We start from the raw sequence: 25863 nt of genomic DNA on the forward strand, positions 1-25863 counted from the left end.
TTCTAAGAAGCGTGGAAATCCAGGTCGACAGGCCTGGATTTTTCTTTTTGGGCCGGGTGTTGGGGCGATTAGAGCGGGATGCGTTATGATAGACCAGAAACCTCGCTCTGAGTTTTCGTTTTTGTCGCGCAATTTATCCGAAAAGTGGCGTCCACTTTATCGGATTGCGCTTTAGGTTTTCGTTTTTGTCGCGCAATTTTTCCGAAAAGTGCCTCACGCTATATCGGATTGCGCTCAAATACCAAGCCTCATAAAGAATGACGCTTGGTATTCGCTTTTTTTCAGCTCAAGCGCCGGACTAGGCGCCCCCCATGGCTCCTTGCGTAAGCTCGGGCGGCCAAGAAGCGTACTTTGGCGCCCTTGCCAATCCACGATGAGTCAAGGTCATCGTGGATTGGTGAAAAACCGCGTTAAGGACGTGGTTACAAAGCGAAATAGAAGTTCGTTTGTGAACGGACGTTGAAAATGAGATATCTGATGCGGGCGCAGCGCCCGCATTTTTTATGTCTGGCTGGGGCGGTAAACAGCGGTTTCTTCATCTGAAGAGTGTAGGTTAAGCGTCATGTTGCCTGATCAGAACGAACAGACTTTGGCTCACGCGGCGATCATCGCCGGCATGGGCCTGCACACGGGCGTTCCTGTGCGTATGGTGGTGCGTCCTGCGATAACCGGCACCGGCGTCGTCTTCGTGCGTTCCGACATCGACGGCATCGACAATCGCGTCCCGGCCGTGGCCCACAATGTCACCAAGACCAATCTTGGCACCGTCATTACGAATTCGGCCGGTGTTTCCGTCTCGACCATCGAACACGTCATGGCGGCCTTTGCGGCCATGAGTATCGACAATGTGGTTGTCGAACTCGATGGTCCCGAAGTGCCGATCATGGACGGGTCGGCCCTGCCATTCGTGCAACTGCTCGACCAGGCCGGCTTCCGCCGCCAGGCCCTGCCGCAACAGGTCATCGAGATCCTGAAGCCGATTGAAGTCGTCGACGGTGACAAGTCGGCCGTGCTTCTGCCCTGTGATCGTTTCGAGGTCCGTTTCGAGATCGATTTTCCGGGTACGCCGATCGGCCATCAGGAAGTCGACCTTGTGGTTACTGAGCAATCCTTCCGTGAAGAACTGGCCTCGGCCCGCACCTTCGGCTTCCTGCAGGGTGTCGAAGCGCTGCGCAAGGCCGGCCTGGCGCGTGGTGGATCGCTGGACAATGCCATTGTCATTGATGGTGACACCATCATGAACGAAGGCGGTCTGCGCTTCGCCGACGAATTTGCCCGCCACAAGGCCCTGGATGCCATCGGCGACCTTTATGTGCTGGGCATGCCGATTCTTGGCAGGTTTGAAGGAATCCGCGCCGGCCACGGCCTTAATAATGCCCTTGTTCGCGAACTACTGTCTCGTCCGGATGCCTACCGCATCGTCACCCGTGGCGCGGCCCTCGCCGACGTTGGCTAGTTCGCCCATCGGTTAATTCCGGTTGGCGGCGCCCTGACCATCGTGTAGATATCCTCAAATACTTAATCACTGCGTCCGGGGCGGGCGCTTATTCGAGGGTGTTCCGTGATCTCTGGTCGGCTTATCAAGACTTCGGCATTAGTTCTGGCCGCAGGCGTTGCCCTGACGGCGCTTTCGGGGTGCGCCAGCAAGCGCGAGCAGCAGCATCTGGTGTACGAAGAACGCCCGGTCGAGCTGCTCTATGCCACGGGCATGGAGCGCCTCGACGACAAGTCGTGGAACGAGGCCGGGCAATATTTCGAAGAAGTGCAGCGTCAGCACCCCTATTCGGAATGGTCACGCCGTGCCATCGTCATGACCATCTTCGCCCACTACCAGGCGGGCAAGTATGCCGAAGCCTCTGCGGCATCGGATCAGTTCATCCATCTGTATCCGGGTAGCGAACTGACCCCCTACGCCTATTACATGAAGGCCATCTGTTCGTTCGAGCAGATCGTAGATGTCGGCCGCGACCAGGCTTCGACCACCAACGCCCAGACTCTGTTGTCGGAGGTCGTTCGCCGCTATCCCAATAGCGAATATGCCAAGGATGCCCGCGTCAAGATCGACATGGTGCAAGACCAGCTGGCCGGCAAGGAAATGGAAATCGGCCGCTATTATATGGACGACAATCAGCCCCTGGCGGCGATCGGCCGATTTAAAACGGTGGCCAGCACCTATCAGACGACCTCGCACACGCCGGAGGCCCTGTACCGCCTCGTTGAGGCCAACGAGGTGATGGGTCTGCACGAGGAAGCCATGCGTAACGGCGCCGTTCTGGGTTACAACTATCCGGGCGATCGCTGGTATGCTGCGGCCTATAAGTTGCTGACCGAGAAGGGTGACCGTCCCGCTATCGCACCTGATCCCAATGGCAAGAAGGGCCCCGAGACGCCTGACACCAAGACGAACAAGAAGGGCTGGTTCGGGTTTTTGCGCCCGGACGCCGGCTAATCTTCCGCCCGCTAAGGCAAGGTTCCTGAAATGTTCTTGTCGAAGAGAACAAAATGAGGTCTAATGGGCACAGTGAATCACGGACTGCGCCCATGCTGACCCGCCTGACCATCAATGACGTCGTGCTTGTCGACCGCCTGGAGCTTGATATCCAGCCGGGCCTTAGCGTCCTGACGGGTGAAACCGGCGCCGGAAAATCGATCCTGCTCGACAGTCTGGGACTGGCGACCGGTGCGCGCGCCGATACCGGCCTGATCCGTTCTGGCGCATCGCAGGCTTCTGTAACGGCAGAATTCGAATTGCCGGCCGTTCATCCGGTCTATGATTTCCTTGAAGACAAGGGGTTGGCGCTGGAACCCGGCGAGACCCTGCTGTTGCGCCGCGTGGTAGGCCGTGACGGTCGTTCGAAAGCCTTCGTCAACGACCAACCGGTGAGCGTCGCTGTGCTCAAGGCGCTGGGTGACTCACTTTTGGAAGTTCATGGTCAGCACGAAACGGTGGGGCTGCTGGATGCGCGGTCGCACCTGGGCATGCTGGATGCCTATGGCGCCTGTGACGGCGAGCGGGCCCAGGTGGCTGAAGCGTGGAAAGCGCTGAAGGCGCTGAAGGACGAACACCGCGATCTGGTCAAGCGCGCCCTGGGCGACAAGGCCGAATTGGAGATCCTGACCCAGCGCCTGCAGGAACTGGAACGGCTGAATCCGCAGCCGGGAGAAGAAGGGCAACTGGCGTCAGAACGCGCCTTGCTGGGCGCGTCGGAACGGGCACTGGAAGATATCACCGAAGCGCGCGATGCCGTCGGCGGTGACCTGCTGTCGCAACGCCTTGCCAAGGCTTTCCGGGCGCTGGATCATGCCCGCACCCGCGCCATGCAGGCCGGTGCGACTGGCGAGGACGAGGTCTTGCAGCGTCTGACGGCGGCGGCCGATGCATTGGACCGCACGCTGATTGCTGCCGATGAGGCCCTGGCGCTTATGGATCAGGCCGGCAACAGCCTGGATCTGGAACCTGGTCAACTCGATCGCGTCGAGGAGCGGCTGTTTGCGCTGCGCGCCATGGCGCGCAAGCTGGGTGTGCTGGTCGATGATCTGCCAGCGGAACGGGTCCGCATCGCCAAGGCGCTGAGCGGGATCGAGGATCTCGATGCCCATCTGGCGCGGCTGGACAAGCAGATTGCCGCGGCCGAGGCGCTGTTCCATGCCGCTGTCGAAGCGTTGCGGGCGCGACGCGTGGCGGCCGGCGAGACCCTGTCAAACGCTGTAATGGCCGAATTGACGCCGCTAAAGCTGGATAAGGCGCGCTTCCGTGTGGCGCTGAAGGCGCTGGAACCGGAACGGTTTACGGCCGCCGGCGGCGATGTCGTCGAGTTTGAAGTCAAGACCAATCCTGGCGCCGAATGGGGTGGCCTGGGGGTCATCGCCTCGGGCGGGGAACTGGCGCGTTTTGCCCTGGCTTTGAAAGCGGCTCTGGCCGGACGCGGCGGAGAAGACACCGCGGGACCGGTGATGATTTTCGACGAGGTCGATCAGGGTGTCGGCGGTGCCGTGGCGGATGCCGTCGGGTTGCGGTTGAAGCGGCTGGCGGAGCGGTCGCAGGTGATCGTCGTCACCCATAGCCCCCAGGTGGCGGCGCGCGGCGACTCGCATCTCAAAGTCAGCAAGCACGTCCATGGCGATGGCATGCGGTCGCAGGTTGCGCGTCTGGATGCTAATGAGGCGCTGGAAGAACTGGCGCGGATGCTGTCGGGTGCCTCGATAACGCCGGAAGCGAGAGCGGCAGCGGTACGTCTTAAATCCGCTGAGACAGTGTGATAGACTTCGTCGGTAAGGAGGTGCGGCTATGATGTCTTTGCTCCGTCACCTGTTCTTTTTCCTGCTGCAGTTTTTCGGCATTACGGCGGCTGTAGTGATCGGCTGTGTTGCCTGGACGCTGAATGATCGCGGCATGTCCTATGCCGAGACCCTGGCCTTTCGCGCCGATCTCAAATTCTGGGCTCTGGTCGGTATGGTGGTGGCCGGTTTCTTTTGCCTGATCCTGCTGTGCTATCACCTTACACAGAAGGCGCTGGACGAACCCAACGACCCCGACAATGGACCGTGGCGGTACTGACGGTTTGTGACTTGTCCGCGCATAAGGATTGAACCTCGGATGGACACGGATGGATCGTGCGTCCTATACATCCGTGTTCATCCGTGTTCATCCGTGTCTATCCGTGGTTCTTCACATGACTCTCGACGACGCTCGCGCCCTGCATACCGAACTGGCGGTGCAGGTTCAGTATCATCGCAACCTCTACTACCGCGAAGAAACGCCGGAGCTGACCGACGCCGACTATGACGCGCTGGAAAAGCAACTGCGCGACCTGGAAGTGCGGTTTCCCGAGCTCAAGACTGCCGAGTCGCCGACACAGACTGTAGGGGCGGTGATCTTGGAAAAATTCTCGCCCGTGGTCCACGGCGTGCCGATGCTGTCGCTCGACAACGCTTTTGCTGACGAAGACGTCACTGATTTCGAGGACCGTATCCGCCGTTTCCTGAAACTGCCGGCCGAAGAGCCGGTGGTCTTTGCCGCCGAGCCCAAGATCGACGGCCTGTCGTGCAGCCTGCTATACGTCAAGGGCGAACTGGTGCGCGGGGCGACACGCGGCGACGGCCGTACCGGCGAAGACGTCACCGAGAACATTCGAACTATCGCCGATATTCCGCACCGCTTAAACGGCACCGGCCATCCCGAACGGATTGAAATCCGCGGCGAAATCTATGTGCCTTTGCAGGCCTTTGCCGACATGAACGCCAAGGCCCAGGCCGAAGGCGGTCGCACCTACGCCAATCCGCGCAACTTCGCCTCGGGTTCGTTGCGCCAGTTGGATGCGGCGGTGACCGCCGCGCGGCCGCTGTGCTTCTTTGCCTACACTTGGGGAGAAGTCTTTGGGGGAGAGGTGAGCGATGACGGTTTTGTCGCCACTCAGACCGAGGCTCTGGCGAAGTTCCGTGAATGGGGTTTGCAGGTCAATCCGCAGTCGGCCCAGGTCGATGGCGCGGCCGGTCTGCTGGAGGTCTATAACCGTATTGGCCGCGAGCGTTCTGGCTTGGGCTACGACATCGACGGCGTGGTCTACAAGGTCGATCGCCTGGACTGGCAGCGCCGGCTGGGCTTTGTGTCGCGGTCGCCGCGCTGGGCGATTGCCCACAAGTTTCCGGCGCAACAGGCCCTGACGCGTTTGGCGGCCATCGACATCCAGATCGGCCGAATGGGGACGCTGACGCCGGTGGCGCGGCTGCAGCCAGTCAATGTTGGCGGGGTCGTGGTCACCAATGTCACCCTGCACAATGCCGACGAGATCGAGCGCAAGGACATCCGTATCGGCGACATGGTCCGCGTCCAGCGCGCCGGGGATGTCATTCCCCAGATCGTGGGGATAGAACCCGACGAACGGCCGGATACGGCCGAGCCCTACGTATTCCCGACGGTTTGTCCCTGTCCGCTGAAGACCGAGGTCGTGCGCGAGCAGAACGCAGCGGGCACCGAGGGCGTAGCGCGCAAATGCAGCGGCGACCAGGCCTGCCCGCATCAGCGGACCGAGTATTTGAAATATGTTGTCTCGCGCCGGGTGCTGGATATCGAAGGTCTGGGCGAGACCTATATTGAGATCTTCAACCGCGGCGGTATCTTAGGCGAACCAGCCGACATCTATCGTCTGCATGAAAAGGCCGAGGAAGCCAAGGTGATCGTTCTGGAGGAGCGCAAGCGCCAGTCGACCGCCCGCCAGGAAAAGAGCGGCCAGGCGGTCAAGAAGCAACTGGCCGACACCGACCGCGCCTTTACCGAGCTGGATAAGCTGTTCGCTGCCATTGACATCCGGCGTGATCTGCCACTGGAGCGGTTTATTGCGGCCCTGGGCATAAAGCACGTCGGCGACACGACGGCAAAGCTGCTGGCGCGCGCCTTTGTCAGCGAGCGGGTCTTTCATGACACCCTGGTCAAGGCCGCGGCTGGTGACGAGGAAGCTTTCAACGCGGTCAAAGACCTGAATCAGGTCGGGCCGGTCATTGCTCGCTCGGTGACCAGCTATTTCGCCCACCCGTATCAGCGCGGCATCTATGAGCGCTTTATCGAGCAGGTGCGGGTGCAGGACGCCGAGGCCGTGGCGTCGACCTCGCCGGTGTCGGGCAAGACGGTGGTGTTCACGGGCACGCTGGAAAAGCTGACCCGCGACGAGGCCAAGGCCCAGGCGGAACGGCTGGGCGCCAAGGTGTCAGGTTCGGTGTCAAAAAAGACCGATATCGTCGTGGCTGGCCCGGGCGCCGGGTCGAAGCTCAAGACAGCGGCGGAACTGGGAATTCAAGTGCTCACCGAAGACGAGTGGCTGGCGCTGATTGGAGGATAAGGTGTTACGAAATCAGAGCTTTGAGGCTTTGGACAGCCGTTTCGTAACCCATGGGCGCTTTTTGGCTGTCGCAGGTCTTGACCGGCTTGTTGTCGCAGCCGCGGGTAATGCAACCGCTCAGGGACGCGCACATTAGCAGGGCGGCGGTGACGATCAGTATCTTGCGCATAGGGCATCCTCTTACTCTGTGCGAACTTGGCACAATTTGCCACCCTTGACCACAGCAACGTGACGGGTTCATGTGCGCCATGACCAAGATCGCCCTCGTTACCGGCGCCGACAGCGGTATCGGCCGCGCCGCCGCGCTTCACCTCTCTCATACCAAGCCTCATAAAGAATGACGCTTGGTATTCGCATTTTTTCAGCTCAAGCGCCGCATGGCTCCTCGCAAAAGCTCGGGCGCCCAAAGAACGTTCTCTGGCGCGCTTGCCAACCCACGATGAGTCAAGATTTTCGCGGGTTGGTATCAGGCCGGATTTGCGATGGGGCTGGCGGGCCGCCGCGCCGATGCCCTCGATGAGACCGCAAAGCTTGGCGCCAACATGCTGACCATGCCGACCGATATCACCGATCCGCAGGCCGTGACGGCTCTGTTCGACAAGACGGTGACTGAGTACGGTCGGCTTGATCTGCTGTTCAACAATGCCGGCTACAATTCGCCCTTTCTGCCGCTGGAAGACCTGCCATGGGACGAACTGCGCACGACACTGGATATCAATATCCTTGGCGCCATGCTGTGCGCCGGTCAGGCCATGCGCATAATGAAGGCGCAGAACCCGCGCAGCGGTCGGATCATCAATGCCGGCTCGCAGTCTGCCCACATGCCGCGTCCGCTGACGGCTGCTTACACCAAGCCTCATAAAGAATGACGCTTGGCATTCGTTTTTTTCAGCTCAAGCGCCGCATGGCTCCTCGCAAAAGCTCGGGCGCGCAGTCGCGCTTGCCAACCCACGATGAGTCAAGATTTTCGCGGGTTGGTATTACAGCGTGTCGAAACACGCCATCACCGGCCTGACCCGGTCATTGCTGACGGATGGCCGGACGTTCGGCGTCACCTGTTCGCAGATCGATGTCGGCAATGCTGTTAACGACATGTCGGGCCATAGGGTCACTGGCGCGATTCAGGCCGACGGGCAATTGCGGCCGGAACCGCGGATGTCGTCCGATGAGGTGGCGAAGCTGGTAGTCTACATCGCCAGTCTGCCACCGGAAGCCAATATTCCTTTTGTCACGGTCATGGCCGGCGCTATGCCGTTTTTCGGACGGGGCTAGAGCGGGGTTTTGATGGAATCAAAACCCCGCTCTAAGGTTTTGTTTTGTCGCGCAATTTTTCCGAAAAGTGGTGTCCACTTTATCGGATTGCGCTCTAAAGCGGCGCGCAGACCTCGTCCAGCCAGGCCCGGACGTCGGGTTTCACCATCGGCCCGACCAACCGGGTGACTTCGGCGTGGTAATCGTCCATGTATTGCCGCTCGGCGGGGCTCAACATCTCGACCATGATCAGGCTGCGGTCGATCGGTGCCCAGGTCAGGTTGGCGAAACCGTGCATGGCGCGTTCGCCGCCTTTGGGGATGACGGCTTCGGTGACATATTGCAGGTTCTCGATGCGGATGCCGAAATCGCCTTCCTTGTAAAAGCCGGGCTCGTTTGAAACGATCATCCCGGTTTGCAGGGCGTAGCGGTTCAGCGCCTTGGCGATCCGCTGGGGGCCTTCGTGGACCCCGAGATAGACGCCGACGCCGTGGCCGGTGCCATGGTCGTAATCGAAGCCTTCCGCCCACAGATATTGCCGTGCCAGGATATCCAGATGCGTGCCGGTGGTGCCGGCCGGGAACCTGGCTGTCGCCAGGGCGATATGGCCCTTCAGCACCAGGGTAAACATGCGTCTGTGCTCGGCTGTGGGCGTGCCGATCGCCATGGTGCGCGTAACGTCGGTGGTGCCGTCGGCATACTGCCCGCCGGAATCGACCAGCAGCAGGTTACCGGGCGCGATGCGCAGGTCCGACGCGGTGGTAACGCGATAGTGGGGCAGGGCGCCGTGCGGCCCGAAACCGGAAATGGTGTCAAAGGACAGATCCTTTAGTCCACCGGCTGCGACACGCATGGCTTCCAGCTTTTTGGCCACTTCAATCTCGGTTGGCAGGGTCTCTTGCGCTTCGGTCGCTACCCAGTGCAGGAACTCGGTCAGGACAGCGCCGTCGCGGATGTGTGCGGCCTTTGTCCCGGCGATCTCGGTTCGGTTCTTGCAGGCCTTGGGCAGCATACAGGGATCATCGGCCAGGAAAGGTTTGGCGCCGGCCGATTGCAACGCCTCCAGCCAGTAGGCCGACGACAGGTTGGCGTCGATCAGCACGCTACGGCCGGACAGGGCGCCGAGTGCGGCGGCGACTTCGCCGGGTGTGCGGACGCTGACCTCGTTGCCAAGCCATTCCAGCAAGCCGTTAGTGATCTTTGCGGGCTCAATAAACAGTTCGGCTGAGCCGTCATCTTTCAGCACGGCCTGGCCGAGGGGCAGGGGCGAACGGATGACATCGCCGCCGCGGATGTTGAACAACCAGGCCAGGGACGATGGTGCCGTAATCAGGGCGGCCGCCTGGCCGTTGGCTTTCAGGTTGCGCGCGATCTGGCCACGCTTGTCGGCCGAGGCGATGCCGGCAAATTCCAGCGGCTGGGGCACGATTGGCGCCGCCGGTTGCGACGGACGGGCCGCACCCCAGGCGACATCCAGCGGATTGGGCGACAGAGATTTCAGGGTGACGCCCGCGCTGGCGGCAGCCGTAAGCAGAGCGTTCAGGCTGGTCGGGCTGATCAGGGCGGCATCATAGCCGATGACCGCCCCGGACGAGGTGGCGGTGATTTCGTCGGCCAGGGAGGTGCCGTGGAAGTCCTTGACCTCCCAAACGCTTTGGTCTGTCTGTTCGCGCGATTGCAAGGTATAGCGGCCGTCGGCATAGAGGACAGCCTTGTCTTGAAAAACGATGGCGGCGCCGGCCGATCCCGTGAAACCCGACACCCAGGCCAGACGCTCATTGGCGTCGGGCAGGTATTCGTTCTGATGTTCGTCCTCATGCGGCACGATAAATCCGTCCAGCTCCAGCCGGCGCATTTCTGAGCGCAGCGCTGCGACATGGGTGACGCCCTGGGAGGGGTGCGTGGTGACGTCGAACTGCTGGAAAGCGGTCGGGGCGGAAAGTGTATCGGGAGTCATCGAGTCACCTGTCTGGTTACGCCAGCGACTATAGACGGCCAATGTGGCGACTTCAAATCCGCCGCCGCAATTTTGCTACTCGAGTTGGATAACCGTGATGTACCAGGTGCCGACGGGCTGGTTCTGAGCCTGCCACCAGAAGCCGTTGACGGTCTGGTTGGCCGCACCGAGGTCGGCGAGGGGGATTTCCACGACATTCCAGGTATTGGCGTTGAGACGGATGGTGTAGCCGGGATCGACCGGCTTGTCGCCAATCAGTGCTTTGACGGAAATGTTCTGGCCGCCGGCAGCCCCACCGTTCACATAGAAGGTCATCTTGGAATAGCCAGCCGTCGAAAACGGTGCGTGCTGAAGATACAGGGCCTGCCAGGGCTCGCTTTGCATTGAGATCGGTTTGACGTCGGCGCCGATATCAGTCGAAAGCGTCGTCTTGGCCCAACTCCAGTTGCTCCAGCCGGCGCCCAGAACGTCGTCATAAATGACCATCGGCTGGGGCGCAGTCGGGGCGGAATCCTGCGCCATGGCGGCTCCAGAAAATGCAAGGGCAGCGATAGCGCCCGTGAACAAACGGCGGTTGCAAATGGGCATGAAAGGGCTCCCTGAGATTTTTTATATTTGGTTTATTTAATACATATTACTCTATGAATTCAAAGCCACATTCGCAAGCACCCGTGGCGGGAAGACGATGGCTGTGGCTCGCGCGCCACGCACGGCGTCATGCTGCGGTTTTAGATCGCAGCGGTCAGGGGCGCTGGAAAAGACGATCCGTCAGTTACGCTGCATGACCAGGGTGCACCAGGCGTCGCGGTGGATGCGGCGCACAACCTTGAAACCGTGGCTGAGATAGGCCGCCTTGACGAAGCGTTCCTGGGTACGCAGCAGGCCCGACAGGATAACCAGGCCCTGCGATTTTAGCGCACCGCGGATATCCATCGACAGGCCGACCAGGGGGCGTGCCAGGATGTTGGCGAAGACCAGATCATACGGTCCGGATTGACGCACCTTGCGGTGGTTCAACCCGTTGGCGTAGACAAAGCGCGCTGTCGACTGGTTTAACCTGGCATTCTCGTTGGAGATGCGCACGCTGATCGGGTCGATATCGGTACCGACAGCAACGGCGGTTCCGGTCTTGGCAGCGGCGATGGCCAACACGCCGGTGCCGGCGCCGACATCGAGCACGCGGGCGAATCGCGATTTTTTGAGCAGGTCATTATAGGCGATCAGGCAGCCAACGGTGGTTCCGTGGTGGCCGGTGCCGAAGGCGGCGCCGGCTTCGATGCGCAAATTAACGGCATTGACCGGGGCGCGGCCGTGATCGTGAATGCCATAGACAAAGAAGCGGCCGGCGCGCACCGGCGGCAGGCCCGACAGCGCCATGGCCAACCAGTCGGCATCGGCCAACTGTTCGGCGGTGACGACCAGGTCCGGAAAATCCGTCAGAATACGTTGAATTCTCTGGTCTTCGTCTTCCTCCGTCGGGAAGGCATCGATGCGCCAGACGTCATGATCTTCGTCCTCTTCCAGGATCGAATAGGTCATGCCTTCTAACTCGATATCGGCATCCAGGGCATCGGCTGCGGCTTCGGCGACGGTGCGCGGGCCGCGGGCCACGATTTGTTGAGGATTATAGGGCATGCTGCTCTGCGGTAGGATTTGATTCAACGTCCGAACTCGGCTAATTTCCCAAAGAACGTGCGAGATTCGGACGGTTTGGCACTTAAGGACACAAGATGGCGAGAGCTAGCACAAAAAAGACAACTGGCGACAGTGAAATTCCGGCCGATGCCGGCGTGAAAAAGACGATCGCGCGCAAGGCCCCTGCGGCGGCGGCGGGCGACACTCCGGCCGAGAAGAAATCGGCCCCCAAGGCGACCGCGGCCAAGGCTGTTGCGCCCAGGACCGCTGCCCCCAAGGCTGCGACTGCCAAGGCCGCGCCGAACAAGGCGCCGCTGGTCAATGATGTCAAGCCAGCGGTGCTGGAACCAGCGCCCAAGGCCGTCAGGAAGGCGCCTGCCGCCAAGAAGACCGCGTCCAAGCAGGTCGAGGAAGTGCTCGAAAGCGCCAGGACCAAGCTGGACGAGGCCGCCGCTGTCGCCGCCGACAAGCTCGACGATCTGCGCGAAGCTGCCGAGCCGCACCTTAAGGAAGCCGGCGAAAAGGTCGAAGCCGCTCTGGACGCTGCCAAGGACAAGGTTGACGAGGCCATTGCCGCTGCCAAGCCGGTGGTCGAGGATCTCGCCCGCAAGGCGGATGACGTGATGGACAAGGCTGCCGACAAGGCGCATGAAATCACCGCCAAGGCGGCAGAGGCCACCAAGAAGAAGCCTGGCTTCTGGGCCCGCCTGTTCGGCGCCCAATAAGGCGTCGATCCTGACAGGATTTCGGAGGTGGGCTTGTAAAAGTCCGCCTCTTTTTTATACCTCCCTGCGCTTGCGCGGGGAGGGGGACCGCGCTAGCGAAGGCCAAAGGCCGTAGCGACGCGTGGTGGTGGGGCGACTTTCTTTCAGCAGCAGCAAAGTTTGCTACTATGACAGCAAGTCGCCCCACCACCATTTCGCTAGGCTGCACTTTGTTGGCCTCACTCATGGTCCTTCGCGCGCCGAGATATATTTCGGCTTCGCTCACCCCACCTGCGGCGGGGAGGTATAAGAAATGCTGAACACCCTTTTCCGCTCCTTTGAACGGCTGATCGATCCGTTCCGACCCCATGACGAGCTGGCCCCGCCACCGGGGCTGGTGGCCTATGTCTGGAGCTATCTGCGCCAGGTCTGGCCGCTGTTTGCCGCGGTGCTGGTGGTCGGGCTGCTGGCCACTCTTGCCGAGGTCATGGTGTTTCGCTTCATCGCGGACATCATCGATATCCTGACCTCCTCCGAGCCTGGCCAACTGTGGGCGCAGCACGGCGGAACCTTCCTCACCATGCTGTTGACCGTCGGTGTTGCCTGGCCGGTCCTGGTCCTGATCCAGTCCCTGTTGCTGCAACAGGGACTGACCACCCAGTTCCCTGTCCTGATCCGCTGGCAGTCGCACCGCCATATTGTGCGCCAGTCGATCAGCTTCTTCGCCAACGACTTCGCCGGCCGGGTGGCGTCCAAGGTCGCCGACACGGCGTCGGCCGTACGCAACACCCTGATTACGTTGAGCGACACCTTCCTCTACGTCCTCGTCTATTTTTCCAGCGCGCTTTACATGTTCCTGGAAGCCGATGTTCGCCTGGTCATTCCGCTGGTGGTCTGGTGCGCCGCCTATGGTCTGCTGTGTTGGCACTATGTCCCCAAACTGTCCAGGGCATCGGAGGAAGGCTCCGAAGCTCGCTCGGCCCTGGTGGGGCGGCTGGTCGACAGCTACACCAACATCCAAACCGTCAAACTGTTTGCCGATCCATCCCGCGAAGAAGCCTATGTCCGTGAGGCCATGGAGACCAATACCGTCAAATGGCAGGTCCAACAGCGGCTGATCACCCAGTTGGATGTGATCGTCAACCTGCTGAACATCGTCCTGTTGATCACGACCGCTGTGGTGGCCATCTGGCTGTGGAGTGAGGGCGCCATCACCATCGGCGCCATTGCCCTGGCCGGGGCTTTGACTCAGCGCATCCTCAACATGTCGGGTTGGGTCATGTTCCAGGTGACCAGCCTGTTCGAAAACATTGGCACCATCCAGAACGGCATCGTCACCATCGCCCAACCGCACAAGGTCACCGATGTACCCGATGCCATCGAACTCACCATCGACCAAGGCGTCATCCGGTTCGAGGATGTCCATTTCCATTACGGCGAGTCCGAACGCGCGGCCATCGGCGGCGTCAACCTAACTGTCGCCGCCGGCGAAAAGATCGGACTGGTCGGACCTTCGGGTGCCGGCAAGTCAACCCTGGTCAATGTTTTCCTCAGACTGCACGACGTCACCCAGGGCCGCATTCTGATCGACGGCCAGGATATTGCGAAAGTAACCCAGGATTCCTTGCGCGCCCATATCGGCATGGTGACCCAGGACACGTCACTGCTGCACCGCTCGATCCGCAGCAATATCGCCTATGGCCGGCCGGGAGCTTCGGACGACGAGATCATCGCGGCCGCCCGCCGCGCCCACGCGTGGGACTTTATCCCGGAACTGCGCGATAATCGCGGCCGCGCGGGCCTCGACGCCCATGTCGGCGAGCGCGGCGTCAAGCTGTCGGGCGGCCAGCGTCAGCGTATCGCCATCGCCCGGGTGTTGCTGAAAAACGCGCCGATCCTTGTGCTGGACGAAGCTACATCGGCGCTCGATTCCGAGGTCGAGGCCGCCATCCAGGACAGCTTGCTGGAACTGATGGCCGGCAAGACGGTGATCGCCATCGCCCACCGCCTCAGCACGATTGCGCGCATGGATCGTCTGGTAATCATGGACGGTGGCCGCATTATCGAGACCGGCAGTCACGCTGAGTTGATTCAGGCCGGCGGCCTCTATTCCAGGCTGTGGGCGCGCCAGACGGGAGGTTTTCTGGCTGAGATTGTCTAGAGCGCAATCCGATAAAGTGTGCAGCACTTTTCGGATAAATTGCGCGATAAAACAAAAACTTAGAGCGGGGTTTTGATTCCATAAAGACGCATACCGCTCTAAATGTGTACCGTTAGCGGGTGGCCGATTCGACACAGTTCCGAATAATCGGGCAGTCGCCGTCGTTCGTTCGTTGCGGTCGCAACGTGGTTAATGTTTCGTAATCTTTCAAAACGGGGCAAGACGCAGGGGCATGGCGACCACACAGGCAGCGGAGCAAAAGGCTCCGGCCGCATTTGGCAAAGGGCAGGCGGCAGGGTTGGGCGATTTTTCGCGCGCCATCCTGTTGGGGCTGGCCTATGTCGTCATCTCCTATCTGGCCGCCGGCCTGGGCGGCAGCGCGGTTGCGGGCAACGATACGGCCTGGCCCGCGTTCTGGTTCCTGCAAATCCTGATCTATGCCGCCTTGTCGGTGGTCATCGTGCTGTTCAGTCAGATGATCGACGACCGCGCGACAGATAGCGGCCTGGGTGGACCGGCCGTCTTCCTGATGTCGCTGGGCACCCTGGTCAGTTTCGCCGCCTTCGTCGTCAACGAGTTCAAGCAGGTTGCCGCGGGCGCCGACCACAACATCGTGCGCGAGGACTATGCCGCCTTCTTTGCCGCGCCCAAAGACCAGCCGCTGCCCTATCTCATCTTCTGCTCGGTGATGATGGCGGTCTATGCGGTCGCGGCCGGCATTGTCGTCTGGTCGCTGCTAACCAGCCGCGAGCAGGGACTTCTTCGCAAAGTCATGTCCTTCTTCCGCAAAGTCAGCACCTCTGACCAGCAGAAGCACGTCAACCAGCATATCGATGTCCGGGTGCGCGAACTGACCCGTCTGAGCGGTTTGCGCGACCAGATCCTCAGCGTTCAGGCCGAGTTGGCCGGCGAGACCACCCGGCGCGGCTGGCTGGTGCGGCAGTCGGGCGAGTTCCATACCCTTCGCCTGCACACCGATTTCAAGGCGGGCCAGATCGAGGACGCGCCGGATGCCGACACGGCTGGCCTGGCGCGGCCGCACTATGCTGCTGCCCTGGCGGCCGTGGATGCGGGGGTTGCCCAGCTGAATCAGGCGGCCACGGCCAGCACAGCTCGGGTCGAAGCCTTGACGCAGGACATCGCCAATCTGTTCATCGAGGCCGGTTTCGACACCGTCGCGCCGTTGCAGGCGCGCATCAAAGAGTTGGATAGTGAAACTCACAGCCTGCGCAGCCAGCTGAGCGGCGCCCAGGCCGTTGACGGCCTGCTGAGCCTGTCCGATACGCCGGAAAGCGACCATATCCACGGCGTTACCCGTCTGCTCGGCATAGGCATGTTTGTCACCGTCCTGCTGATGACGTTGAACAACTACCTGCTTGCACCGGAACTGACCGAGGAAATCCAGCTCGATCCGTGGACGGTGGTGACTCTGCTGGGGCTGTTCCTGCTTCAGGCGGTAGCCGCCTATTACGGCCTGACCAGCGCACGTATGTACCTGATCAAGCGCCAGATTGCCCAACGCGCCCGTCAGGCGCCGCCGGGCCCGACCCTGGCGCAGCGGGCGCTGGCCCTGGTGATGCTGGCCCTGCTGGGATTGCTGATCTACACCCTGATGCGCTTGTCCGAGCCCAGCGTCGCCCGACCCCTGAGGGCCATAGACTTGACCTGCCGGGCCTTCGACGATGCCGCCGGCTTCCAGACGCCCCAGGGCGTGTGGGTGTACAACTCGGTCGCCACTCTGGAAGCCGACAGCTGCCGGCTGGTCAAGCCGCTGGACCATGAGTCCTACATCGTCGTGGTCGGTGCCGCTTCGCCCGAAGGCGATGCGACAGAACAGTTCGAACTGGCGCGCAGCCGGGCGCATGTCCTGGCGCGGCAACTGCGCGCCGGCAGCGATCCGAAGCAGGTCAATGTATTCGTGGTCAATCTCGGCCGCGCCAACCCCGTCGAAATCCCTGTCGACGCTACGCCAGAGGCGAAGAAGGCGGCGACCCGGACCTGGCGGCCGCTTCTGGTGATGGCGGGCAATCTGGAGCCGGAGCGGCCGACCGTTTCCCAACGTCTAAAAGCGGTCTTTGTGCGCAAGCTGTCGAGCCTGCCACAAGCCGGCGATGTCCGTCCGGTGGTGCAGGGCGCTCTTGGCAAGACCCCGGGCCTGGACCTTAGTGGTTACGACCCGACGCAATGCCGCATCCACCGTTATGACGGCGAGGGCGTCCCAGCTCAAGAGATACCCTGCCAATAGTGTCCCTGTGACCTTTACGCTGCGCCGCGAAGGGCGATCGTCTTCGGGATGGTTTTTCATTGCACTTTAACGGGTCCGGCTCTAGGAGTTCCCGGCATTTGTTGTGAGGAGTGGCCCATGTTTGGCTGGGGAAAGAAGGACAAGAAACGTCCGGGCACCGGAGCGAAGTTCGAAACGGCAAAATTCGAATCGGTCGATGCCGTCCAGGCCGGACCGTCCGGCAGCGAGCCCCCCTCAACCCCTTCGGAGACCCGTTCCATGTCCAAAACCCGCGTTGAAACCGACACCTTTGGCCCGATCGAAGTCGCTTCCGACCGGTATTGGGGCGCTCAGGCGCAGCGTTCGCTCGGCAACTTCAAGATCGGCTGGGAAAAGCAGCCCCTGCCGATCGTGCGTGCGTTGGGTATCGTTAAGCGCGCCGCCGCCGAAACCAACCTGGCGCTGGGCAAGCTGGACCCCAAGGTTGCTGCCGCCATCGTCCAGGCCGCCAACGAGGTGATCGAAGGTAAGCTGGATGACCACTTCCCACTGGTGGTGTGGCAGACCGGTTCCGGCACCCAGTCGAACATGAACGCCAACGAGGTCATTTCGAACCGCGCCATCGAGATCCTGGGCGGCGAGATGGGCACCAAGAAGCCGGTCCATCCCAATGACCACGTCAACATGTCGCAATCGTCGAACGACACCTATCCGACCGCGATGCACGTCGCCTGCGCCGAAGAAATCGTCCACCGCCTGCTGCCGGCGCTTCAGGTCCTGCGCAATGCGTTGAACGACAAGGCCGAGGCGTGGAAAGACATCATCAAGATCGGTCGCACCCATACCCAGGACGCCACGCCGCTGACGCTCGGCCAGGAGTTTTCCGGCTATACGCAACAGTTGACCAACGGCATCGAGCGTATCCAGCAGACCCTGCCCAAGCTGATGCAACTGGCCCAGGGCGGCACCGCTGTGGGCACAGGTCTCAACGCGCCGATCGGTTTTGCCGAGGGGGTGGCCGAACGCATCGCCGCCATCACTGGCATGGGCTTCACCACAGCGCCGAACAAGTTCGAAGCCCTGGCCGCCCACGATGCCATGGTGTTCAGCCACGGCGCCATCAATACAGTCGCCGCCTCGCTGTTCAAGATCGCAAACGACATCCGTTTCTTAGGCTCCGGCCCGCGTTCGGGCCTGGGCGAACTGGCCCTGCCGGAAAACGAGCCGGGCTCCTCGATCATGCCGGGCAAGGTCAATCCGACCCAGTGTGAAGCCCTGACCCAGGTCTGCGTCCAGATCTTCGGCAACCACGCAGCCCTGACCTTTGCCGGCAGCCAGGGCCATTTCGAACTGAACGTGTTCAACCCGGTCATGGCCTACAACTTCCTGCAGTCGGTGCGGCTGATGGCCGATGCGGCGGTGTCTTTTACGGACAACTGTGTCGTCGGCATTGAACCGCGGCTGGACAATATCAAGCGCGGGCTGGAAAACTCGCTGATGCTGGTAACGGCGCTGAATGGCCGTCTGGGCTATGATATCTGCGCCAAGATCGCCAAGACCGCCCATAAGAACGGCACCACCCTGCGCGAAGAAGCCGTCGGCGGCGGCTACCTGACCAACGAAGAGTTCGACCAGTTTGTTCGTCCGGAAAACATGGTCAAGCCGGGCTGAGCCGATGGATCTGGCCGCGTTCGAACGTGACGGCGCGGCCCATTTTTCGGCGGTTCTCGATTCCGATGCCGTCGCGCGGCTGTGCGAGTGGCTGGAACCCGAACTTAAAGGCCGTCCTGGTGTGCGCTTGACCCGTGGCCTCGATGCGGTCCTGCCGGCCCTGACCGAAGTGGCTTCGCGGATGATCGGGCCAGGAGCGTTTCCGGTCCGCGCCGTTGTTTTCGACAAGACCTCCGAAACCAACTGGAGTGTCGCATGGCATCAGGATCGCACCATCGCCGTACGCGAACGCTGTGAGACGGTGGGCTATGGTCCGTGGTCGGTCAAGGATGGCATCCCCCATGTCGAACCACCGATATCCGTGATGGCGGGCATGATCACCTTGCGCCTGCATCTCGATGACTGTGACGCCGACAATGCCCCCCTGACAGTCGCACTCGGATCTCACCGTCGTGGTCGCGTGCCCGCGGCGGAGGTGGCTGCTTTGGCGCGATCCATGCCAAACCTGAGCTGCCGTGCGCAGGCGGGTGACGTCTGGGCCTATTCCACCCTTATTCTGCATGCATCCGATCGTTCGGAGTCACGGACGCGGCGCCGCGTCTTGCAGGTCGATTTCGCTGCCCAAGGCCTGCCGGGCGGGTTGGAGTGGCATGGGTTCTAACGGTCCGGCCATTCCCAAGGTGGCGGTTCGTTGTCTTCGATCCGGGTCTCACCATTGTGCTTGAAGAGCGCGATTTTCCGCGCTGGCGCCGCGCCTTCGATGGCGGCCACCAATTCCGGCGCGTGCGATACGACGATCATCTGACAGCGCTGGGATGCTTTGGCGATCAACCGGCCCAGCGGCGGCAGCAGGCTGGGATGCAGACTCATCTCGGGCTCGTTGAGCACCATCAGGGGCGGCGGCCGCGGTGACAACAAAGCCGCAATTAGCAGCAGATAGCGCAGGGTGCCGTCGGAGAGTTCCGCTGTCTGCAAAGGCCGGTTCAGGCCTGGCTGAGCCATGGACAGCTCGAAATAGGCGCCCTTGCTGGAGATATCTACGCTGGCGCCCGGAAAGGCATCAGCCAGCGCGGCGTTGAAATCCTCAGGAAAGCCGATTTCATATATGGTCTGGATGGCCGCCGCCAGGTCGTGACCAGCGCCGCTGAGGACGGGGGTCCGTGTGGCGATCTGCGGCTGGCGTACAGGCGCGTCGCGATCGGTGCGGAAGTGGTCATAAAAGCGCCAGTTGCGCATGAACTCGCGCAGCATCAGGAGTTCGCGGGCGTTCTGCGGATCGCCGGCATGGGTCATCATACTGTCGAAAGGTGCCAGATCCGTAGGAACGACGTGCCAATTGTGGTTGCCGTCGCGCACCTTGACCATGGGACCGCCGCGCCGGGCCAGTTCATTGCGTGGGCGCAGTATCTGCCCGACCCAAAGGCTTTCAGTCTTGATGACCGGATCGAGGTTGAACATGGACCGACCGGGGATCGGCAGACCCAGGTCGATGGCATAGCCGTAATCATCGGTGGCATATCCCAGTCGAATGCTGACAGGGCCTTTTCCGGGCCCGGCCCATAGCGCCGAATCGACGCCGCCTTCCAGCGCCAGAAGCCGCACCACGCCGCCCTGGGCGATCTCGGCCAGCAGGCGCAGCGCGCGATACAGGCTGGACTTACCGGAACCATTGGGGCCGGTAACGATATTCAGGGCTTCCAGCTCCAGCGACACATTTCGCAAGGAGCGATACCCGGCAAGGCTGAGCGTGGTGATCATGGGACCCCCAGAAGGCGTGGGCGAGCTTAGCGGAACTTTCTGGGCAAAGAAACATGCGCGTGCCTTTCCGTCATTGGTCATTTTACCATTCCGGGTTATAGTGCGTTAACCATTTCCAAAGGGGCTTACAGATGGCGCGCTATGTCGATACGGCTTTGAGGCCGGGCGAAAAAATTCTCTATGATGCCAAGGTCCACTGGGCCATCTTCGTCACGCCATTCGTCCGGCTGATCATCTTCGCCGCCGTGCTCAGCGTCATGTGGGGCGTGTTCAACTGGAAGGCCGGCGATATCAAGCTCGATCTCGACAGTGATCCGGAGTTCAAGGGCATCGTCAGCGGGCTCTTTCATTTCATCAGCAACGGCTTGTTCTTCGTCATCCTGGCGCTGGTGGCGCTGGGCGGGTTCGTCAATGCCCTGATCTACTATTTTAACTCCGATTTTGTGCTGACCGACCGGCGGGTGATCGCCAAGTTTGGCCTGCTGTCGCGTACGACCTCCGAACAGCGCCTGTCCAAGGTCGAAAGCATCCACGTCTATCAAAGCTTCCTCGGCCGCCTGCTCAACTACGGCAATATCACGGTAACCGGTACTGGATCGTCGGAGACCAAGTTTGGTCCCATGGTCGATCCGGTGGCATGCAAACATGCCCTGGAAGAGGAACTGGACCGCAACCGCAACAGCCGCGAGGATTGATCGGTGTTACAGCCGAAGAAACAGGCGCGGGAGCTTTTGCTCCACGCGCCTTGTTTTGCGCTTAGGCTTACTGAAAAGATTAGAGCGCAATCCGATAAAGTGGACACCACAGCACGGTCGTGCCCGTTTTCGGATTAATTACGCGACAAAACAAAAAAGCAGAGCGGGGTTTTGAGTCCATCAAAACACATCGCGCTCTAGAACTGGCCCAGGCTCAACAGGGCGATCGCCATGAAGCTGGTGAAGGTGGCCAGGGCGAAGATTGTGGGGATGGTGCGGGTCATGACAGGTTTCCTTTTGAATGCGGTTTGAGAACGAATTAGCCGTTCGAAGCGGTGGCTTCGACATTGGCCAGACTGTTTTGCAAGGTGTTCGACGGGCCGGTTGCGGTGACCAGGGAAACGATCATGAACAGGGTCACGACGAACAGGGCGGAAGCGGTAAGGACGGGGGTGGACATGTGCTTAACTCCTTGTGAAGCATGTTGATGTCCGTCATATGCGCCCCGAGCGTGCATAGTTCAAATTAATACCAAGTCATGAACTGGAATTAATTATTACGTAAAATCAATGAGTTATGATTACAACATGGTAAGGTTGGCGGCTTTTTGTGCGCTGCGCTTAAATCCTGGCGTGCGGGATCCTGCGGTCGGAAAATATCTCAAAACCGGGGTTTCGTTTCGGAAATATCGGATGTGTCAGGGTGTCGCAGACCGTCGATTACGGCCTGCGCGCAGCTTCGAAAAAGAATCGCAACATCTCTTGACTGGCGTCAGGCCCCTTGGGATCGGTGTAGGAACCGGCCGCATTGCCACCCGACCAGGCGTGGCCGGCGCCGTGGATGCGCCAGTGCTCGGTGCGAACCCGGCCACCAGTCTCCGACGTCACGGTTCGGGTGTAGGCCCGGCCGCCGGCTGACACGCCCTCATGAATCTGCGATGCCAGGCTATGGCCGGCGACGCACTGCGCGATCACCTGATCGCCGTTGCTTCGGTGGACCGTGTGATCGGCGTCGCCATGAAAGACGATGGTCGGGATGGGTATGCCGCCCGGCCGGCCCGCTGGCTTTGCGCCCTGGCTCATGGCGGCAAAGGCCGACGGTATGTCGTGGGCCGAACCGGCGGCCAGTCCGGAATGGACGCCGATAGCCGCGAAGAGCTCGGGATAGGTCACGGCGAGGATGGCGGCCTCTGCCCCGCCGGCAGATAACCCGGCGGCGAAAACCTGAGCCGGCAGGATTGCATGGTCGTCCATGATCTGGCGGATTATGCCGGCGATAATCGCCGGTTCGCCGCGGTCGCGGACCTGGTCTTCCGGCCTGAACCAGTTCCAGCACCGGTTGGCATTGGCATTTTGTGGCTGCGCCGGATAGGCGACAAGAAAACCGTGGTCCTCCGCAAGCCGGTTCATCCCGGTACCCGTGGCGAAGTCGTCCGGAGATTGCGTACAGCCATGCAACATGACGACCAGAGGCATGGGTGATCCGTCGTAATGGCTTGGAGTATAGAGCTTGTAATCGCGTTGCCCTGCCGCATTGGCAAACGAAAAGGTCGCGAAGTGCCTGCCCTCCGGCAACGACGCGGTTCCGGCTCCCCTCCGATAGGGCCGCGGCTTGCCCTCGTGCGCCGTCGAAGCGGTCCAGGCAGCGCTCGTCGTCGATGGTGGCGTCATATCTATGACGTCCGGATCGACCTCGCCGTGGTTGGGCGCTTTTCCGCTGAGGACAGCCAGTGCTTCCTGAAGCTTGCCCAGCTTGGTCAGCCGGGTAGCTTCCTTCATGTCGATCTTGGGGAACAGTTTCATGATATGTACGCGACTTAAATTAATGGATGCGGTCGGCCAGAGCGGCCTTGAGTTCCGCCGGGGCCTGAAGCGCTCCCAGGACACGGATGGAGCCGATGGTGGCGCGGGCCAGTTCGGCATCGATGTCCGTCGCCAGAGTGACCAGGCCCAGCACCTGGATATGGATCACTTCCCTGTGAGACCGGGCGGTTTCGAGGTCCTGGCGGCTGTAGTGGCGCAGACCGATATCGAGGTCGTGTCGCGCCACGGATTTTTTCACCGCATCATTGTGGCGCTCGAGCTGGCTACGGATGGCCGTACGGATAAGGTCCGTGCGGTTGGCATAGAAGCCTTCCTGGACCAGCAGGTCGATCTGACCCAGGTCGACATAGCCCAGGTTGATGGTGATCTTCTCGCTGTCGGGAAACTTCGCCCGTGGCGTCATCGCGTTCATAAAGCCATCCATATGCAATCCGTACGGATGGTGTATGGATGTGCAAGGGCGATATGCAAGACACGATCCCGGCATGATCAGGATATGTACCGTCGTCTGGGGTTACGTGATCCAGCCGGTCGCCGGCTTGATCGCCGCCGAATCCGGGAAAATGTCGCTGGCCAGCACCGACGGTGACAGGTCGTACAACTCAGTCAGGCTGCCCTTGATCACCGCGCGCAGGTCGGTGGTCGGCATCAGGTCGCGGCCTTCGTACAATTGGGCGGGGCTCAGACCCGGCCAGTCGCTGATCACCCGTCCGCCCTTGACCGCGCCGCCCACCAGGAAAGCGACCGTCGCCTGGCCATGGTCGGTGCCCTGGGTGCCGTTGACGGCGGCTGTGCGACCGAACTCGGTGACGACAAGAATGGCCGTGTCGCGCCATTTGGACCCGAGTTCGGTCTCGAACGCCGCCAGGGCGCCGTCCAGGTCGGTCAGCAACTCCGCCAGCTTTTTGGCTTCGCTGGCGTGAGTGTCCCAGCCGTTGAAAGCCAGGGCCGCTACGCGCGGGCCGTCGTCGCGCGCCAGTAATCGTGCTGCGCCGGACGCCATGGCGGTCATCGGGTATTTGCCAGGCGCCTCGCCGGTGGTTTCACCCGCCAGCCGGTCGGTCGCCAGGGCGGTGTCGAACGCCTTGGCCAAAGCGGGGTCGCTGTCCTGATACATGGCCAGGATGCGCGGGGGCAGGTTGTCGTCGCGCAGGCTTAAGGACGATGGCGCCCAACCCATGACCTCGGCTGCGCCGCGCATGACCAGCGGCGGCACCGGCCCGACGGCCAGGCCGGTGCCACCGGCGCGCTGGGCGCCGGGCAGGGCCACCAGCAGTCGGTTCAGCCAGCCGGTTTTGATGTGGCCGGGCGTCGGATAGCCTGACTCAAGCACGTCCTGGCCGTCGAAGTGCGACCGGTCACGGTAGGCGGTGGCACTGGCATGGATGACAGCGGCGTGGCCCGCCTGGTACTGGCGCGCCAGATTGCTCACGGACGGATGCAGGCCGAACATGGCGTCCAGCGGCAGGGTGTTGCCGATGGCCAGGTTCTGGCGCAGGCGGCTGTAACCCGGGTCGCCGACCGGTGGTACGGCCGCCAGGCCGTCGAGGGCGCCGCGCAGGATGATGGTGACGAAACGTGGATCGCGGGCCCCGGCCGCTGAGGCAATGTGCGGGATAAACGCCCCGAAGGCGGCTGTACCCGTGACCCTCAGAAAATGTCGACGGTTGATCATGGTCATCGCCTTATAAACTCGGGTGCCATGAAAGCCAGGCTGATGCCTTGGCGCAGGGTGTCGGCGCGCGCAATGGCATCAAGCGTCGTATCGTTCAGGCGCGGCCCCAGGATGGCTGGGGCAAATTCCCGCGGATCGGTATCGCGCGCCGTCCTGGCGGCGACCAGGGCGGCCACCTCCATTCGGGCGCTCAGGCCTTCGGGGGTGAGCCAGGCGGCACTTATGTCCGGGAAGCCGTTGGGCCCTGGCGGTTTCCATAGCGGCTGGCCCATGGCGGTCAGGGCGCGTTTGATCAGGCCGGGCGCCAATCGGGTATCGGTGGCGCGCAGCATGGCGATCAGATGTTCCTGCGGTGTGCGCAGTTTGGCCGGCGCCGGTACCCACGACTCCTCGGAGTCGATCAAGATGGCGTAGACCGACGGTAGATCGGCGTCGGTGGCCATCCAGGTTTCGGCCAGGCGGTTGACGAGGCTGCCCGGCGGATCATCGGCGACGAAATGGCGGGCCAGCTTGGTCGAGATGTGCTTGGCCGTCGCGGGATGGCGCGACAGCCCGACCATGATGTCGGCGGCCTGGAAGAAGCCGTCCTCGCGGTAGCTTTCGCCGAGGATCGTCTTTTCGCCGGGCTCGTGCTGGTTGTCGCGGAAGGTGAATTCGCCGACCGGCGCCTTGTCATGGGCGCGGCGCGACGCGCTCCAGCCGGTCAAGGCCTGGGCAAAGGCGGTAACATCGGCCTGGCTGTAGCCGGAATCAACGCCCAGTGTATGCAGTTCCAGGATTTCGCGCGCCAGGTTCTCGTTGATGTCGCGGCCCATGCTCTGGCCGACCTTCGAGTTGGGGCCGGTCGATGCAACATTGTCGAGATAGTAGAGCATGGTCGGATGGGTTTCGACCGCCAGCAGCAGGTCTGTGAACCGTCCGTAGACATAGGGCCGGATGGCTTCACGCTCATAGGCGCCGGTCGAAATATGGACCGATGATCCCTTGTCGACGCTGACGGCAAAGTGGTTCATCCAGAACATGACCAGCCGCTCACCGAAGCCGACCGGCGCTGTCATCAGGACGTCATGGTAGCGCGCAGTGATTTCGGCATCCAGCGCGGCGCTGACCGGCGAGACGGTCTTGTCGTCACTTGAAGCCTTGCGGCTGCGGAAGAATTCGGCGGCTTCGGCGATCAACTGGCTGGAGGTGGGGAGGCGGCCCTGGCCCGGCATGGCGACGCGGCCGCGGTCAATTTCATCGTGTATCATGTCGCGCGCTGGCCCCGGCAGGGCTTCAAGCCCGGCGACGGTACTACCCAGCCCAAACCGCGACAACGCTAATGCTGACTCAAAATCCACTGAACTGCGCCTGACGCCAAAAATCCGACTTCTCGGTTCGAAGCCTAGCGCGTCCTTGAGACGAAAATGGGGCTCGGGCATGGCTTAACCTGTAGACAGCTTTGAGAATGCGTCAGGCTGAGACGAAAAGTGC

The 25863-nt window shown here is 61.5% G+C and carries 23 protein-coding genes; 13 read left to right on the forward strand and 10 right to left on the reverse strand.

Going from position 1 to position 25863, the window contains the following annotated elements:
• Positions 1-562 precede the first annotated feature (562 nt).
• The 5 genes from lpxC (at position 563) to ligA (ending at position 6836) form a co-directional block, all read left to right on the forward strand.
• Complete coding sequence (gene lpxC / locus ABAC402_RS29035) at positions 563-1456, forward strand: UDP-3-O-acyl-N-acetylglucosamine deacetylase (RefSeq protein WP_023449249.1); 894 nt, start codon at positions 563-565, stop codon at positions 1454-1456.
• A 105-nt stretch (positions 1457-1561) separates the two neighbouring features.
• Positions 1562-2449, forward strand: a complete 888-nt coding sequence (locus tag ABAC402_RS29040) for an outer membrane protein assembly factor BamD (RefSeq protein WP_023449250.1) — start codon at positions 1562-1564, stop codon at positions 2447-2449.
• 92 nt (positions 2450-2541) lie between these two features.
• Positions 2542-4260 (forward strand): DNA repair protein RecN, encoded by a 1719-nt coding sequence (gene recN / locus ABAC402_RS29045; protein WP_023449251.1) that lies wholly within the window; start codon positions 2542-2544, stop codon positions 4258-4260.
• A 28-nt stretch (positions 4261-4288) separates the two neighbouring features.
• Positions 4289-4558 carry a hypothetical protein gene (locus tag ABAC402_RS29050; RefSeq protein ID WP_023449252.1) on the forward strand — a complete coding sequence of 90 codons (270 nt, stop codon included), beginning with the start codon at positions 4289-4291 and terminating at the stop codon, positions 4556-4558.
• Positions 4559-4673: 115 nt separating this feature from the next.
• On the forward strand, positions 4674-6836 hold the full coding sequence (gene ligA / locus ABAC402_RS29055; protein ID WP_031235492.1) for an NAD-dependent DNA ligase LigA: 2163 nt from the start codon (positions 4674-4676) through the stop codon (positions 6834-6836).
• Positions 6837-6840: 4 nt separating this feature from the next.
• Here the strand turns inward: ligA and ABAC402_RS40185 are convergent, their stop codons facing one another.
• Entirely contained in the window at positions 6841-7005 is a 165-nt protein-coding gene (locus ABAC402_RS40185) for a hypothetical protein (protein ID WP_023449254.1), read from the reverse strand.
• 280 nt (positions 7006-7285) lie between these two features.
• Between ABAC402_RS40185 and ABAC402_RS29060 the strand changes: the two genes are divergently transcribed.
• Together ABAC402_RS29060 and ABAC402_RS29065 are read left to right on the forward strand one after the other, a co-directional pair.
• Positions 7286-7705, forward strand: a complete 420-nt coding sequence (locus ABAC402_RS29060) for an SDR family oxidoreductase (RefSeq protein ID WP_369751396.1) — start codon at positions 7286-7288, stop codon at positions 7703-7705.
• Positions 7706-7823: 118 nt separating this feature from the next.
• Positions 7824-8108, forward strand: coding sequence for a hypothetical protein (locus ABAC402_RS29065; RefSeq protein ID WP_023449257.1), 285 nt, complete (start codon positions 7824-7826; stop codon positions 8106-8108).
• 94 nt (positions 8109-8202) lie between these two features.
• On the opposite strand, the gene ABAC402_RS29070 is transcribed toward ABAC402_RS29065, so the two are convergent.
• From ABAC402_RS29070 to ABAC402_RS29080, 3 genes are all read right to left on the reverse strand, one after another.
• Positions 8203-10044, reverse strand: coding sequence for an aminopeptidase P family protein (locus ABAC402_RS29070; protein WP_031235494.1), 1842 nt, complete (start codon positions 10042-10044; stop codon positions 8203-8205).
• A gap of 75 nt (positions 10045-10119) precedes the next feature.
• Positions 10120-10566 (reverse strand): hypothetical protein, encoded by a 447-nt coding sequence (locus tag ABAC402_RS29075; protein ID WP_155847360.1) that lies wholly within the window; start codon positions 10564-10566, stop codon positions 10120-10122.
• 246 nt (positions 10567-10812) lie between these two features.
• Positions 10813-11679 (reverse strand): 50S ribosomal protein L11 methyltransferase, encoded by an 867-nt coding sequence (locus ABAC402_RS29080; RefSeq protein WP_023449260.1) that lies wholly within the window; start codon positions 11677-11679, stop codon positions 10813-10815.
• 95 nt (positions 11680-11774) lie between these two features.
• Between ABAC402_RS29080 and ABAC402_RS39190 the strand changes: the two genes are divergently transcribed.
• From ABAC402_RS39190 to ABAC402_RS29110, 5 genes are all read left to right on the forward strand, one after another.
• Positions 11775-12404 (forward strand): hypothetical protein, encoded by a 630-nt coding sequence (locus tag ABAC402_RS39190; protein ID WP_023449261.1) that lies wholly within the window; start codon positions 11775-11777, stop codon positions 12402-12404.
• A 292-nt stretch (positions 12405-12696) separates the two neighbouring features.
• The gene (locus ABAC402_RS29095; RefSeq protein WP_023449262.1) at positions 12697-14544 is read left to right on the forward strand and encodes an ABC transporter ATP-binding protein; all 1848 of its coding nucleotides are present in this window, start codon (positions 12697-12699) and stop codon (positions 14542-14544) included.
• A 232-nt stretch (positions 14545-14776) separates the two neighbouring features.
• Positions 14777-16789 (forward strand): hypothetical protein, encoded by a 2013-nt coding sequence (locus ABAC402_RS29100; protein ID WP_023449263.1) that lies wholly within the window; start codon positions 14777-14779, stop codon positions 16787-16789.
• Between the two features lie 258 nt (positions 16790-17047).
• Entirely contained in the window at positions 17048-18439 is a 1392-nt protein-coding gene (gene fumC, locus ABAC402_RS29105; RefSeq protein ID WP_031235495.1) for a class II fumarate hydratase, read from the forward strand.
• A gap of 4 nt (positions 18440-18443) precedes the next feature.
• A complete protein-coding gene (locus tag ABAC402_RS29110) occupies positions 18444-19100 on the forward strand; it encodes a phytanoyl-CoA dioxygenase family protein (protein ID WP_023449265.1) in 657 nt (218 codons plus the stop codon).
• Here the strand turns inward: ABAC402_RS29110 and ABAC402_RS29115 are convergent.
• Positions 19097-20197: an AAA family ATPase gene (locus ABAC402_RS29115; RefSeq protein WP_023449266.1), complete on the reverse strand. Its 1101-nt coding sequence runs from the start codon at positions 20195-20197 to the stop codon at positions 19097-19099. The genes ABAC402_RS29110 and ABAC402_RS29115 overlap by 4 nt on opposite strands.
• Positions 20198-20328: 131 nt before the next feature.
• On the opposite strand from ABAC402_RS29115, the gene ABAC402_RS39195 reads away from it, so the two are divergent.
• Positions 20329-20892: a PH domain-containing protein gene (locus ABAC402_RS39195; protein ID WP_023449267.1), complete on the forward strand. Its 564-nt coding sequence runs from the start codon at positions 20329-20331 to the stop codon at positions 20890-20892.
• Positions 20893-21211: 319 nt separating this feature from the next.
• Here ABAC402_RS39195 and ABAC402_RS40195 read toward each other — a convergent pair whose 3' ends face one another.
• The 5 genes from ABAC402_RS40195 to ABAC402_RS29135 form a co-directional block, all read right to left on the reverse strand.
• Positions 21212-21352, reverse strand: coding sequence for a hypothetical protein (locus ABAC402_RS40195; RefSeq protein WP_023449268.1), 141 nt, complete (start codon positions 21350-21352; stop codon positions 21212-21214).
• A gap of 259 nt (positions 21353-21611) precedes the next feature.
• Positions 21612-22694: a PHB depolymerase family esterase gene (locus tag ABAC402_RS29120; protein WP_023449269.1), complete on the reverse strand. Its 1083-nt coding sequence runs from the start codon at positions 22692-22694 to the stop codon at positions 21612-21614.
• Positions 22695-22713: 19 nt separating this feature from the next.
• Positions 22714-23127 carry a hypothetical protein gene (locus tag ABAC402_RS29125; RefSeq protein WP_031235497.1) on the reverse strand — a complete coding sequence of 138 codons (414 nt, stop codon included), beginning with the start codon at positions 23125-23127 and terminating at the stop codon, positions 22714-22716.
• A 102-nt stretch (positions 23128-23229) separates the two neighbouring features.
• Entirely contained in the window at positions 23230-24390 is a 1161-nt protein-coding gene (locus ABAC402_RS29130) for a DUF1501 domain-containing protein (protein ID WP_031235498.1), read from the reverse strand.
• 2 nt (positions 24391-24392) lie between these two features.
• Entirely contained in the window at positions 24393-25730 is a 1338-nt protein-coding gene (locus tag ABAC402_RS29135; RefSeq protein ID WP_235079941.1) for a DUF1800 family protein, read from the reverse strand.
• Between the last annotated feature and the right edge of the window lie 133 nt (positions 25731-25863).

The sequence above is a fragment of the Asticcacaulis sp. AC402 genome (assembly GCF_000495835.1).
Classification (GTDB): Bacteria; Pseudomonadota; Alphaproteobacteria; order Caulobacterales; family Caulobacteraceae; genus Asticcacaulis.